Origin of the sequence: Streptomyces sp. NPDC002602 (genome assembly GCF_042889445.1) — a bacterium.
GTDB lineage: Bacteria > Actinomycetota > Actinomycetes > Streptomycetales > Streptomycetaceae > Streptomyces.
In genome coordinates this window covers 202,638-216,780 of record NZ_JBIAQX010000007.1, presented here as the reverse complement: position 1 = coordinate 216,780, position 14,143 = coordinate 202,638, and the positions used below count along the sequence as shown (strand labels likewise).

The following is a 14,143-nucleotide window of genomic DNA, read 5'->3' as shown; positions in this document are numbered from 1 at the left end:
ATGAGAAGCGCGGAGATACCCGGTGACGCCGAACAGCCGCCCTGTGCGATGCTCGGCGACGTGGAGACCAGATCCGTGAGCCCGGTGTTCGTCGGCCGAGCCGACGAACTGGCCATACTCGTCGATGCCCTGACACGCGCCGGGGACCAGGAGCCGCAGGCCCTGGTCATCGGCGGCGAGGCCGGCGTCGGCAAGACCCGCCTCACGGAGGAGTTCCTGGCCGAGGCCGCCCGCCGCGGCGCGGTGGTGGCCGTCGGAGGCTGTGTGGAGATCGGGGCGGAGGGGCTTCCCTTCGCCCCGTTCTCGACGGCGCTGCGCAGCCTGAGCCGCCGGCTCCCCGAGGAGCTGGCCGCCGCGACCGCCGGCCAGGAGGACGAACTCGCCCGCATCCTCCCCGAACTCGGCGACACCCCCAGGGGCCCGCACGACGAGGAGAGCACCGCGCGCCTCTTCGAGCTGACGGCCCGCATGCTCGAACGGCTCGCCGCCGACCGCACCATCGTGCTCGTCCTGGAAGACCTGCACTGGGCCGACACCTCCACCCGGCACCTCCTCGCCTACCTCTTCCGCACCCTCGGCAACGGCCGTCTCGTCGTCGTCGCCACCTACCGTGCCGACGACATCCACCGCCGCCACCCGCTGCGCCCGCTCCTCGCCGAACTCGACCGGCTCCGCACCGTCCAGCGCATCGAACTGCCCCGCTTCAACCGGGCCGAGGTACGCCGACAGCTCACCGGCATCCTCGCCTCGCGGCCCGACGAGGCCTTCGTGGACTCGGTGTTCGACCGCTCCGACGGCAATGCCTTCTTCGTCGAGGAACTCGTCGCCTCCCGGGCGAACGGCTGCCGTACGGGACTCACCGAATCCCTGCGCGATCTGCTGCTCGTCCGGGTCGAGGTCCTGCCGGAGTCCGCGCAGCGCGTGGTCCGGATCGTCGCCGAGGGCGGTTCCACCGTCGAGTACCCGCTGCTGCGCGCCGTCACCGGGCTCGGCGAGGACGAGCTGATCGAGGCCCTGCGGGCCGCCGTCGGCGCCAACATCCTCCTCCCCACCTCCGACGGCGACGGCTACCGCTTCCGTCACTCCCTGGTCCGCGAGGCCGTCAGCGACGACCTGCTGCCCGGCGAGCGCGCCCGCGTCAACCGACGGTTCGCCGAGGCCATGGAAGCCGACGAGACCCTGGTCCGCGCCGGTGAACGGATCATCAGGCTGGCCAGCTACTGGTACTACGCCAACGACGCGGTCAAGGCGCTGCCCGCCGTCCTCGCCGCCTCCGTGACCGCCCGCCGCCGACACGCCTACTCCGAGCAGCTGAGCCTGCTGGAACGGGCCATCGACCTCTGGGACAGCGTCCCGGAGGAGACGCGCGAAGGACTCCGCCCGGCGGACTACACCGACGTCTACCCGCCCTGTGGATGCGACCCGGAGAACAACGGGCTCCGGCGACTCGACCTGCTGGCCGAGGCCACCGTCGCGGCCCGCTACGGAGGTGAACGCGAGCGCGCCCTCAAGCTGACCAAGACCGCGCTGCGCGTGCTGGAGGAGGACGAGGACCCGCTCAGGGCCGCCTGGTTCTGGACCGAGCGCTCCCGGCTGGTCGCGAGCCTCGCCCGCGGCGACGGCTGGGCGGAGATAGCCAGGGCGCAGGAACTCGTCCGGGGGCTGCCCCCGTCCCAGGTGCACGCCGAGGTACTGGTCCGGGCCGCGGGCTGGGGCATGCTCCACAAGCCGGGCCCCGACAACCTCGCCGCCGCCGAACGCGCCGTGGAGTACGCGCGGATGGTCGGCGCGGAGGACGTCGAACTCAACGCGCGGATCACGGTCGCCTCCCTGTGCGTCGACGCCGGCGACAGCGAGACGGGCCTCGCCGAACTGCACGCGGTCAAGGACCGCGCCACGGAACTCGGGCTGACCGCATTGGCCGGTCGTGCTCATATCAATCTCACCTCTCAGTTGGAATCGCTGGGCCGTTCCGCGGAAGCCGTGGAAGTGGCCAAGCGGGGTACTGAACTCGTCGGGAAATCAAGGCTGTTGGACTCCGAGGCCTGGGTCCGGGGCAACATGGCGGAAAGCCTCTACAGCCTCGGCCGCTGGGACGAGGCCGCCGAGGAGGCCCGGGAGACCCTCCGCGTCGGCCAGAGCGCCGCCCCGCGCGCCGCCGCCGCCGCACGCCTCTCCTACCTGGCCTTGGCCCGCGGCGAACTCTCCGAGGCCGCCACCCAACTCGCGACCGCTCACGCGTACTTCGGTACGCACGATGCCCAGCCCCAACACCGACTGCCGCTCTACCGGCTGGAGATCGGCGTGGCCGCGGGCAAGGGCCGGATCGCCGAGGTCCGCAACCACGCCACCGAGGCCATCGCCCACGGATTCGCCCTCGGGCAACACCGCTACGCCTGGCCCCTGCTGCTGGCCGCGGCCACCGCGGAGGCCGACACCCGGGGACTCCCGACCGCCGACTCCGGCCGGGAAGCCGCTCTGAAGGCGCTGCGCGCCGCCGCCCGCACCCTGGTGACCCCGGTGCCGGTGTGGGTCGCGCACGCCGAATACGTCCGGGCCGAGCTGCTCCGCGCCGAGGGCCGGGACACCACCGAGGACTGGACCGCCGTCGTGGCCAAGATCCGCCCCCTGGCCCGCCCCTACCTGCTCGCCCGGGCCGTGTACCGACTCGGCGAGGCGCTGCTCGTGGCCGGCCACGACCGGGAGAAGGCCGCCGAACTGCTCCGCGAGGCCCACACCACCGCCGAGCGACTCGGCTCCCGACGGCTGTGCGAGGACCTGGCCCTGCTGGCGCAGCGTGCCCGGGTCCCGCTCGACGCCCCCGACCCGCACGGGGCGCCGCCGACACCGGAGGTGGACCCGGTCGAGGCCCTGGGGCTGACCAGCCGCGAGCGGGACGTACTACGACTGGTCGCGACGGGCAGTACCAACCGTCGGATCGCGGAGGAACTCTTCATCTCCCCGAAGACGGCCAGCGTGCACGTCTCGAACATCCTGGCCAAGCTGGGCGTGGCAGGTCGCGGCGAGGCCGCGGCCCTCGCCCACCGGCTCAGACTGTTCGGCCCCGACCTCCAGGACCGCCCGGACCACCGCCCGGACAGCGGGGGCCGCCAAGACCACGGGGGCGGCCGGACCGGTCAGGATGATGCCCAGGCGTCCGGACCCGCCCCGGTGCGCGGGGCCCGGGTCAGGCCGGAGGCCGCTCGGCAGGGCGTATGAACACCTTGCCGGATTCGAGATCTATCGGGCCCCGTCCCGGATCGCCGTCATTGACGTCGGTCCGGGACAGCTCCAGCCGCTTCTTCTCCTCGTTCGCGTGCTTGCGTCCCGGTGCGAAGAGGTCCTCGATCATATTGAACACGGTGTTCACCACGCCTTTCGTCCCCGGCCGGGGCCTCGTCGGTCATCGCACCGTCAGCGTCAGGATCCTGTCGTCGCCGGTCTCCGGCGACCCGCGCCTGTCCGTCTCGCTCGTGACCAGCAGCAACGCGTCTCCGCCCAGGGGCACCACGGTCCGCAGCCGGCCGTACCGGCCCTGGAGGAAAGCCTCCGGTTCGGCCACCGGCGTCGCGCCGGCGAGCGGGATCCGCCACAACCGTTCGCCCTTCAGCCCCGCCATCCAGATCGAGCCCTGCGCCCAGGCGATGCCGCTCGGCGACGCCTCGTCGGTCTTCCACACGGCCACCGGGTCGCGGAAGCCGGGTCTGCCCACCTTCCCCTCGGCCTCCGGCCAGCCGTAGTTCACACCGGGCTCGATCAGATTCAGCTCGTCCCACGTGTTCTGGCCGAACTCGGCGGCCCAGAGCCGCTTGTCCTTGTCCCAGGTGAGACCCTGCACATTGCGGTGACCGTACGAATAGACGACCGAGTCCGCCTCCGGATTGCCGTGCACCGGCTCCCCGTCCGGGGTCATCCGCAGGATCTTGCCGCCGAGGGACTTCCTGTCCTGCGCGAGCCCGGTCTCGCCGGTCTCCCCGGTGCCGACGTACAGCATCTTGTCCGGACCGAAGGCGATCCGGCCCCCGTTGTGGACGAGGCCCTTGGGGATGCCCCGGAACACCGTGTCGGGTGCCCCCAACTGCTGCCCGGTCGACCGCTGGTCGTCATAGCGAAGCCGGGCGATCCTGTTGTCGGACTCCGTCGTGAAGTAGACGTACACGAGCCGGTCCGAGGCGAAGGCGGGGGAGAGCGCCAGACCCAGCAACCCGCCCTCGCCGCCCGGGGCCACCCCGGGGACCTCGCCGATCGGCGTCACCACGCCCGTGTCCGCCCGCACCCGACTGATGGTCCCCTTGTCCCGCGAGGCGACCAGCAGATCCCCGCCCGGCAGCGCCGCCACACCCCACGGGGACTCCAGCCCCTTGGCGACCTCGCCCGTCACCGTCACGGCGCCCTTGGCGGGCGGACCGCTGGGGGAGGGGGAACCGGAGGGACCCGGCGATCCGCCCCCCGGTGACGCCGTACCCGGTGGGGAGCCGCCCGGCCGGGCCGCCTCCCCACCCGGCGGCGAACAGCCCGCCGCCAGCAGGGCCCCACAGCCGGCCAGTGCCAGCGCCGTCAGGACCGATCGGGGCCGGCCGCGCACGACGTCATACGCGGCCGGGGGAGCGGTGCGCCCGTCCCCCCGACCGTCCCGCCGCGAGTCGAGCCGCGCAGAGCCGACCGCCGCCCGCACCCCCGAGTGCCCGTCGCCCCGCCCGTCGCCCTGTCCGTACCGCGGTTCGTATCGCATCGCGCTGTCCCTTCCGGTGCTCCGATCGTGCCTTCCCACCGACTCAACATCGGCGGCACCGCCCGAAGTTCCACCACTCGTACACTCGATCGAGTGGATGTGCCGGTGGTCGCCGACCGCGCGGGGCACGACCCCCGGCCGGGGTCAGTCCCAGGCTCCCACCGCCGCCGGCAACTCCGCCATCTCGGCCAGGTCCCCGGCCGTGAGCCGGACCTCGGCCGCCCGGGCGTTCTCCGCCGCCCAGTGCGCCCGATCGGCCCCCGGCACGGGCACCACGTGCGGTCCCTGCGCCAGCACCCACGCCAGCGCCACCTGCGCCGCGGTGACCTCCGGCCCGTGCCGCCGGGCCACCCGCCGCAGCCCCGCCACCAGCACCTGGTTCGAAGCCATCGCGTCCGCCGTGAACCTCGGGTGCCGGGCCCGCACGTCCGCCGACTCGAAGCCGGCGCCCGGCCGCAGCGTCCCGGTCAGAAACCCGCTGCCCAGCGGCATCGCCGCCAGCACCCCCACCCCCCGCGCCGCGCACCACGGCAGCAACTGCCACGCCGCCTCCGGCGACCACAGGGACAGTTCGGCCTGCACCGCGCTCACCGGGAACACCTGCTGCGCCCGCTCCAACAGCCTCACCGTGGACCGGTACGCCCGGTCACCGCGCCGTCCCGCGCCCGGCCCGGCGCCCGCGCCCAACGCGCAGAAGCCGAGCGCCCGCACCTTCCCCGCGGCCACCAGCTCCGCCATGGCGCCCCAGGTCTCCTCCACGGGCACGTCCGGGTCCACCCGGTGCAGCTGGTACAGGTCTATGACGTCGGTCCGCAGCCGCCGCAGCGAGGCGTCGCAGGCCCGCCGCACATATCCGGGCCGACCGTCCGCCACCACGTGCTGCTCCCCGGCCCGCAGGCCCACCTTGGCCGACACGAAGGCCTCGGACCGCCGCTCCCGCAGCACCCGGCCCAGGACCAGCTCGTTGGTGAACGGCCCGTACACATCGGCCGTGTCCAGCAGGTTCGCGCCGAGGTCGAGCGCCGTGTGCAGGGTCCGCATCGACTCCTCGCCCCGGCGGTGCGAGGGCGCGTACGCCCAGCTCATCGGCATGCAGCCGAGTCCGATGGCGCCCACCCGCAGCGGCCCCGACCCGATCGACCTGCGCTCCACCTGTGCGTCCCCCTCCCGGTCCGGCCATCAAACTAACGGCTTGATCCGAATCCCTTGGCATAGCCTCGTGATCATGACTGCAACGACCCCGGACGTCTGGCTCCCCTTCGCCGCCGACGAGATCGAAGGCCTTCCCGACTGCTTCCGGTACCGACGGTGGGACGGCGAGGACGCGTTCCCCGCGGATCCGGGGGACTGCGCCTTCTACGTCACCCCGTACATGAAGTCCCCGGCGGTCACCCTGCGACCGCTGCCGGCGATGCCCGTCCTCCAGGTCGTCCAGACCCTCACCGCGGGCATCGACCACGTGCTCGGAGGCCTCGACGGACTGCGGCCCGGCGTGCGCCTGTGCAACGCCCGCGGCGTGCACGAGGCCAGTACCGCCGAACTGACCCTCACCCTGATCCTCGCCTCGCTCCGCGGCATTCCCGGCATGGTCCGCGGCCAGGACCGCGAGGAGTGGCGCTCCGGGTTCTACCCGGCGCTCGCCGACAAGTCGGTCCTGATCGTCGGCCACGGGTCGGTCGGCGCGGCCATCGAGGACCGGTTGATCCCCTTCGAGTGCGCGCGCGTCACACGGGTCGCACGCTCCGCGCGCACCACCGCGCACGGGCCGGTGCACGCTCTCGCCGACCTTCCCCGACTCCTCCCGGACGCCGACGTGGTGATCCTCTCCACCCCGCTGACCGATGCCACCCGGGGCCTGGTCGACGCCGATTTCCTGAGCCGGATGAAGGACGGCGCCCTGCTCGTGAACGTGGCGCGCGGCCCGGTCGTCGACACGGCGGCCCTGCTGGCGGAGCTGGAATCCGGCCGGTTGCGGGCGGCGCTCGACGTGACCGAGCCGGAACCGCTGCCCTCGGGCCACCCGCTGTGGCACGCCCCGAACGTCCTGATCACGCCCCATGTGGGCGGCAGCACTTCGGCGTTCGAGCCGCGGGCCAAGCGGCTCCTGGCCCGGCAGCTCTCCCGGTTCGCCGCCGGCGACCCCCTGGAGAACACGGTGTTGACCACAGGGTGACCCGATGTGAGCACGCTCCGCATTCACCCGAGTGCGCGCGGTGTCGACAACCTCCCGGGCGGTGACGGAGAGTAGAGGAGCTATGTCGCTGAGTGACGAAAGTGGTGTATCGTCCGGAACAAGGGGCTGCGCCGGGAACGTCCGGCGCCGGGGAGTGATCGGACACTTTGGGGGGCGACGGGCGATGCACGGCCAATGGACGAAGGATCCGACGCGGCAGAGCCGCCGGAGGCGACGATGGGGTGCGCCGAAGCCGGCGGACGAGGGGGACCGGTGAGTCCCCCGAGGGCGGCGCTCCTGACCCGGCCCCCGACGGCGGGCGCCGGCAGGGGCCTGGCGGCGCAGCTCCTCCTCGCGGTGGTCAGCGGTGGTTACGCCGTCGGAGCCGCCCTCGGCTGGGGATCGACCGAACTCGCCAAGATCATGGGCGACTTCGGACTCAGCACGGCGGGACTGCTCGCCGCCGTCTCCTGTTTCCACTACGCGCGCACCATCGACCGGCGCGAACGTCCCGCCTGGCTGATGTTCGCCTTCTCCTCCCTGATGGGAGCCCTCGGGAACGCCGTCTGGGGCTGGTACGAGGTCGTTCTCGGCCAGGACGTCCCGGAGCCCTCGCTCGCCGACTTCGCCTTCCTCTGCTTCGCACCACCCGCCATCGTGGGCCTCCTGGTCCTCGCGAAGCGCCCCGTCACCCGAGCCGGCTGGGTCTGCCTCGGCCTCGACTCCTGGCTCATCGGCGGATCGCTGCTGACGCTGTCGTGGAGCCTGGCCCTCGCCAACGCCGCGCGCACCGTCCAGTCGGGCGCCCCCGGCAGCGTCCCCCGAGCCGCACTGTCCCTCGCGTACCCGCTGCTCGACATCGCGCTCGTCTCGATGGTGCTGGTCCTGCACTTCCGCCGCTCGGCGAACAACCGCTCCGCCGTCAACACGGCCATCGCGGCCCTCGCCCTGACCGTCCTGAGCGACGCGCTCTTCACGTCCCCGCTGCTGAACACCACCTACCGCTCCGGTGAGATCCTCGACGCCGGCTGGTTCGCGGGCTCGCTGCTGCTCGCCTACGCCCCCTGGGGTGCCCGCCGGGCCGAGTCCGCCGAGCAGGCGGTGCGGCCCCCGCGCGCGGAGCGCCCGCACAGCCGTCCGATCTCCGGCTCGCTGCCCGCGCTGACCCCGTACCTCGCGGCCGCCGTCTGCACCCTCGGCATCCTGTACAACGTCGTGGACGGCCGGAAGGTCGACCGGATGGTCGTCTTCACCGGCTGTACGGTCGTCCTCGCCCTCGTCATCCGGCAGGGCATCATGCTCGTCGACAACATCGCGCTGACCCAGGAACTGGCCCAGAAGGAGAACCACTTCCGCTCCCTGGTCCAGGGCTCCAGCGACGTCATCATGATCGCCGCGCCCACCGGCACCCTGCGCTACGTGAGTCCCGCCGCCGCAGGCGTCTACGGCCGCGAGGCGGAGGAACTGGTCGGCACCGAGCTCGCCACCCTGATCCACCCCGACGACCTCGGCCGCGTGGTCCACGAGGTGCGCCGTTTCCTGGCGGCGCCCCCCTCGGAGGAGCCCACCACCCGCATCGAGTGCCGGTTCGAGTCGGGCGAGGGCGATTGGCTCAATGTCGAGTCCACCGTCAACCGACACCAGGGCGGGCTCATCCTCAACAGCCGTGACGTCACCGAACGCGTCCGGCTCCAGGCCCAGCTCCAGCACAGCGCCGAGCACGACCCCCTCACCGACCTCCCCAACCGGGCCCTGTTCACCCGCAGGGTCCGCCATGCGCTGACCGGCCGCCGGGCCGGGGACCACAGCACCGCCGTGCTCTTCATCGACCTCGACGGCTTCAAGGCGGTCAACGACACCATCGGTCACCAGGCCGGCGACGAGCTGCTCGTCGAGGCCGCCCGCAGACTCCAGGACTCGGTACGGGCCGGGGACACCGCGGCCCGGCTCGGCGGCGACGAGTTCGCCGCGCTGATCATGGGCGACGGCAGCCGCGACCGCGGCGCCCGCGAGTACCAGGCGCACGAGATCGCCGACCGGCTGCGCACCACGCTCTCCCAGCCGTACCGGATCGGGGGCAGCGAGGTCAGGGTCGCCGCGAGCATCGGCGTGGCCTTCGCGGACCCCGGCATCACCCCTTCGGACCTGATGCGCAACGCGGACCTCGCGATGTACCGGGCCAAGGCGGGCGGCAAGAACCGCGTCGAGCTGTACGCGCCGCAGATGCAGGCCGAGGTCGTGCGCAAGGCCGAGCTCGCGGGGCGGCTGCGCACCGCGCTCCACGAGGGCGAGTTCGCCCTGCTGCACCAGCCCGTGGTCTCGCTGGCGACCGGGGAGGTCACGGCCGTCGCCGCGCAGGCCCGTTGGCGCTCGGCGCAGGGGATCCTCTTCACGCCGGCCGAGTTCCTGCGGGTGGCCGAGTACAGCGAGGGCGCCCACGGCATCGCTCCGGACGCCTCGCGCACCGCCGAGCTGGGGCGCTGGTTGCTGGAGGAGGCCGTGGAGCAGGCCGCCGAGCGGCACCGGGCCGGCCATCACGTGCCGGTGGCGGTCCGGATCACCGCCCAGCGGCTGCTGGACCGCTCCGTGCCGCTCGCCTCCCTGGACGCCCTGCTGACCCGACACGGGCTGCCCTCCGGCGCGCTGGTGATCGAGTTGGCGGACAGCGACCCCAGAGTGCCCTTCGACGAGCTGGAGCGGCGCCTGACGGCCTTGCGGAGGCTGGGCGTCCTGATCGCCCTCGATGGCTTCGGCAGCGGTTACGCGGCCATCAGCGCCCTCCGGCGCCTCCCCGTGGACATGCTGAAACTGGATCGGGGCCTGGTCGAGGGCCTGGCGGAATCCGCGCGCCTGCACAAGATCACCGCAGGTTTGTTGCGGATCGCAAACGACCTGGGAATGCAGTCGGTGGCCGACGGCGTGGACCTGCCCGAGCAGGTGTCGGCCCTTCGGGCGATGGGGTGCACCCATGGTCAAGGAATGGCCTTCTCCGGACCACTCGACGAATACAGGCTGCGACGCGCCCTCGTGCGCGGTACGTTCCCAGTACCGGGCGGTGTGGCCCAGCCGGCCTTGGCCGGAGGCTCGTCCAGTGGCTTGATGGTCATCCGTAGAGGCTCAAATAATGAGACGCCCGTCCCACCCGCTTGACATCCACCTCCCGCCGGAGGGAGGGTCAGTGCCATGCGCACCCGAATTCTCGTACTTGGAAAGCGCGTCGGCTGAAGTTGGGACCTGCATGTCCCCGCTCCACACACCCGACGCGCTCCCCTCGCTTGCCTCCCGGCACGAGGGGTTTTTTGTTGCACTGGCACACGCCTTCGGACCTTGCTCCGAAGGATCCCCGCTCCTCGTAAAACCCTCAGCTTCGAGAAGAGAATGCCGATGACCGAGCAGGCCACCGGGGCCCACCATCCGCAGCCGCGGCCCCGTACGGGTGGACACCAGTCCGCCGCAGTTGAGCACGTCACGGGTGCGCAGTCCCTCATCCGCTCTCTCGAAGAGGTGGGGTGCGACACCGTGTTCGGGATCCCGGGCGGCGCCATCCTTCCGGCCTACGACCCGATGATGGACAGCAAGAGCGTCCGTCACATCCTGGTCCGCCACGAGCAGGGCGCCGGCCACGCCGCGACCGGCTACGCGCAGGCCACCGGGAAGGTCGGCGTCTGCATGGCCACCTCGGGCCCGGGCGCCACCAACCTGGTCACCCCGATCGCCGACGCGCACATGGACTCCGTGCCGCTCGTCGCGATCACCGGCCAGGTCTCCTCCAAGGCGATCGGCACCGACGCCTTCCAGGAGGCGGACATCGTCGGCATCACCATGCCGATCACGAAGCACAACTTCCTGGTCACGCGGGCCGAGGACATCCCGCGGACGATCGCCGAGGCGTTCCACATCGCCTCCACCGGCCGCCCCGGTCCGGTCCTGGTCGACATCGCCAAGGACGCCCTCCAGTCGAAGACCACCTTCTCGTGGCCGCCGACCCACGACCTGCCGGGCTACCGACCCGTCACCAAGCCGCACGCCAAGCAGATCCGGGAAGCCGCCAAGCTCATCTGCGCGGCCAAGCGCCCGGTCCTGTACGTCGGTGGCGGTGTCATGAAGTCCGGCGCCACCGCCGAACTGAAGGTCCTCGCGGAACTGACCGGCGTCCCCGTCTGTACCACCCTGATGGCGCTCGGCTCCTTCCCCGACAGCCACCCGCTGCACGTCGGCATGCCCGGCATGCACGGTTCGGTCACCGGTGTCACCTCGCTGCAGAAGTCGGACCTGCTGATCGCGCTCGGCACCCGCTTCGACGACCGCGTCACCGGCAAGCTGGACAGCTTCGCCCCGTTCGCCAAGATCATCCACGCGGACATCGACCCGGCCGAGATCGGCAAGAACCGCGAGGTCGACGTCCCGATCGTCGGTGACGCCCGCGAGGTCATCGCCGACCTGATCCAGGCGGTCCAGGCCGAGCACACCGAGGGCAACGCGGGCGACTACACCGCCTGGTGGAAGGACCTCAGCCGCTGGCGCGAGACGTACCCGCTGGGCTACGACCTGCCCGCGGACGGCAGCCTCTCGCCGCAGCAGGTCATCCAGCGGATCGGCGCGCTCGCCCCGGAGCACACCATCTACGCGGCCGGCGTCGGCCAACACCAGATGTGGGCCTCGCACTTCGTCGACTACGAGGAGCCCCGCACCTGGCTGAACTCCGGCGGCGCCGGAACCATGGGCTACGCGGTCCCGGCCGCCATGGGCGCCAAGGTCGGCATGCCGGACCGCACGGTCTGGGCGATCGACGGCGACGGCTGCTTCCAGATGACCAATCAGGAACTGGTCACCTGCGCGCTGAACAACATCCCGATCAAGGTCGCGATCATCAACAACGGTGCGCTGGGCATGGTCCGCCAGTGGCAGACCCTGTTCTACAACCAGCGGTACTCCAACACGGTCCTGCACGCCGACGAGACCGGCCACGCCACCGTGGGCTCCCAGCTCGGCGAGTCCAACGCCCCCCGCAAGGGCACCCGCGTCCCGGACTTCGTGAAACTGTCCGAGGCCATGGGCTGCGTCGCACTGCGCTGCGAGGACCCCGCCGACCTGGACCGGGTCATCGCCGAGGCCAACGCGATCAACGACCGTCCGGTGGTCGTCGACTTCATCGTCCACGAGGACGCCATGGTGTGGCCGATGGTCGCCGCCGGCACCTCCAACGACGAGGTCATGGCCGCCAGGGGCGTCCGTCCCGACTTCGGCGACAACGAAGACGACTGAGCCGAGAGAGCCTGAGAGAGAGAACGACTCACATGTCCAAGCACACGCTCTCCGTCCTGGTCGAGAACACGCCCGGCATCCTCGCCCGGATCGCCGCCCTGTTCTCCCGCCGCGGCTTCAACATCGACTCCCTCGCGGTCGGTGTCACCGAGCACCCCGACATCTCGCGCATCACCATCGTCGTGAACGTCGAGGACCTCCCGCTGGAGCAGGTGACCAAGCAGCTCAACAAGCTGGTCAACGTGCTCAAGATCGTCGAGCTGGAGCAGCACAGCGCCATCGAGCGTGAACTCGTTCTGGTGAAGGTCCGCGCCGACAACGAGACCCGCTCGCAGATCGTCGAGATCGTCCAACTGTTCCGCGCCAAGACGGTCGACGTCTCCCCGGAGGCCGTCACCATCGAGGCCACCGGCGGCACCGACAAGCTCGGCGCGATGCTGAAGATGCTGGAGCCCTTCGGCATCAAGGAACTCGTCCAGTCCGGCACGATCGCCATAGGGCGTGGCGGACGGTCCATCACGGACCGCAGCCTGCGCGCGCTCGACCGCAGCGCCTGAGCGACCGCTCCACCGGTCGTTCGACCGTTCGCCCCCGTGGGCGGCCCGCCGCGCGTCTGCGGACCGCCCGCATGGCGAGACCGAGAAACTCACATTCCGTTCCCCGCCGTACGGTGGGAGCAACACACGCGCACCAAGGAGATATCCCAGTGGCCGAGCTGTTCTACGAGAACGACGCCGACCTGTCCATCATCGCGGGCCGCAAGGTCGCGGTCATCGGCTACGGCAGCCAGGGCCACGCCCACGCGCTGTCGCTCCGTGACTCCGGCGTCGACGTCGTCGTCGGCCTGAAGGAGGGCTCCAAGTCCAAGGCCAAGGCCGAGGAGCAGGGCCTGAAGGTCGTCTCGGTGTCCGAGGCCGCCGAGTGGGCCAACGTCATCATGATCCTGACCCCGGACCCGCTCCAGGCCGAGATCTACGAGGAGTCCATCAAGGACCACCTCCAGGACGGCGACGCGCTCTTCTTCGGTCACGGCTTCAACGTCCGCTACGGCTTCATCAAGCCCCCGGCCAACGTGGACGTCGCCCTGGTCGCCCCGAAGGGCCCGGGCCACCTGGTCCGCCGCCAGTACGAGGAAGGCCGCGGCGTGCCCTGCATCGCCGCCGTCGAGCAGGACCACAGCGGCAACGCCTTCGCCCTCGCGCTCTCCTACGCGGCCGGCATCGGCGGCACCCGCGCCGGCGTCATCAAGACCACCTTCACCGAGGAGACCGAGACCGACCTGTTCGGTGAGCAGGCCGTCCTCTGCGGTGGCGCCTCCGCGCTGGTCAAGGCCGGTTTCGAGACCCTGACCGAGGCCGGCTACCAGCCGGAGATCGCGTACTTCGAGTGCCTGCACGAGCTGAAGCTCATCGTGGACCTCATGTACGAGGGTGGCCTGGAGAAGATGCGCTGGTCGGTCTCCGAGACCGCCGAGTGGGGCGACTACATCACCGGCCCCCGCATCATCACGGACGCCACCAAGGCCGAGATGAAGAAGGTCCTCGCGGAGATCCAGAGCGGCGAGTTCGCCAACACCTGGATGGCCGAGTACAAGGCCGGTCTGCCGAAGTACAACGAGTACAAGAAGGCCGACGAGGCCCACCTGCTGGAGACCACCGGCAAGAAGCTGCGCAAGCTGATGAGCTGGGTCGACAACGACGAGAGCTGATCTCGCCGCGGCGGGGCCGGGACGACGCGTCCCGGCCCCGCCGCGCACGCGCCCCTGGAGGCCGTCCGGCCCGCCGGAACAGTGGCCTTCGACCGCGCGGATTGGCCACCCCGGCCAATCACGGAAGAGTGATCCTTCCGTACAGGCGGAAACCCGCCGCGGATACGCCACTACACTGCTCAACACAACGCGTCAGGCCCACAGTGTCGTGCGTCTTCCACGCGGCTACCCCCTCCACCGCCTGCGGCCGTCGGGACGGCCGTCC

9 protein-coding genes are annotated in these 14,143 nt (G+C 71.4%); 6 read left to right on the top strand and 3 right to left on the bottom strand.

From position 1 onward, the window contains the following. The first annotated feature begins 48 nt into the window (after nucleotides 1–48). Nucleotides 49–3,219 (top strand): AAA family ATPase, encoded by a 3,171-nt coding sequence (locus ACFYW3_RS21100; protein ID WP_389387012.1) that lies wholly within the window; start codon nucleotides 49–51, stop codon nucleotides 3,217–3,219. Here the strand turns inward: ACFYW3_RS21100 and ACFYW3_RS21095 are convergent. From ACFYW3_RS21095 to ACFYW3_RS21085, 3 genes are all read right to left on the bottom strand, one after another. After that, nucleotides 3,188–3,352: a DUF6191 domain-containing protein gene (locus ACFYW3_RS21095; RefSeq protein ID WP_351750529.1), complete on the bottom strand. Its 165-nt coding sequence runs from the start codon at nucleotides 3,350–3,352 to the stop codon at nucleotides 3,188–3,190. The two genes, ACFYW3_RS21100 and ACFYW3_RS21095, sit on opposite strands and share 32 nt — an antisense overlap. Before the next feature lie 51 nt (nucleotides 3,353–3,403). Further along, nucleotides 3,404–4,561: a PQQ-dependent sugar dehydrogenase gene (locus ACFYW3_RS21090; protein ID WP_389387011.1), complete on the bottom strand. Its 1,158-nt coding sequence runs from the start codon at nucleotides 4,559–4,561 to the stop codon at nucleotides 3,404–3,406. Between the two features lie 315 nt (nucleotides 4,562–4,876). Beyond that, nucleotides 4,877–5,884: an aldo/keto reductase gene (locus tag ACFYW3_RS21085; protein ID WP_351750527.1), complete on the bottom strand. Its 1,008-nt coding sequence runs from the start codon at nucleotides 5,882–5,884 to the stop codon at nucleotides 4,877–4,879. 73 nt (nucleotides 5,885–5,957) lie between these two features. Here ACFYW3_RS21085 and ACFYW3_RS21080 point away from each other — a divergent pair, with 73 nt between their 5' ends. The 5 genes from ACFYW3_RS21080 (at nucleotide 5,958) to ilvC (ending at nucleotide 13,878) form a co-directional block, all read left to right on the top strand. Beyond that, complete coding sequence (locus tag ACFYW3_RS21080; RefSeq protein WP_389386971.1) at nucleotides 5,958–6,905, top strand: 2-hydroxyacid dehydrogenase; 948 nt, start codon at nucleotides 5,958–5,960, stop codon at nucleotides 6,903–6,905. Nucleotides 6,906–7,142: 237 nt separating this feature from the next. Then, nucleotides 7,143–10,055, top strand: a complete 2,913-nt coding sequence (locus ACFYW3_RS21075; protein WP_389387010.1) for a putative bifunctional diguanylate cyclase/phosphodiesterase — start codon at nucleotides 7,143–7,145, stop codon at nucleotides 10,053–10,055. 228 nt (nucleotides 10,056–10,283) lie between these two features. Then, the gene (locus tag ACFYW3_RS21070; protein WP_351750523.1) at nucleotides 10,284–12,170 is read left to right on the top strand and encodes an acetolactate synthase large subunit; all 1,887 of its coding nucleotides are present in this window, start codon (nucleotides 10,284–10,286) and stop codon (nucleotides 12,168–12,170) included. A 32-nt stretch (nucleotides 12,171–12,202) separates the two neighbouring features. Beyond that, on the top strand, nucleotides 12,203–12,727 hold the full coding sequence (gene ilvN / locus ACFYW3_RS21065) for an acetolactate synthase small subunit (protein ID WP_351750521.1): 525 nt from the start codon (nucleotides 12,203–12,205) through the stop codon (nucleotides 12,725–12,727). Between the two features lie 149 nt (nucleotides 12,728–12,876). After that, complete coding sequence (gene ilvC / locus ACFYW3_RS21060) at nucleotides 12,877–13,878, top strand: ketol-acid reductoisomerase (protein ID WP_053677673.1); 1,002 nt, start codon at nucleotides 12,877–12,879, stop codon at nucleotides 13,876–13,878. The last annotated feature ends 265 nt before the right edge of the window (nucleotides 13,879–14,143 follow it).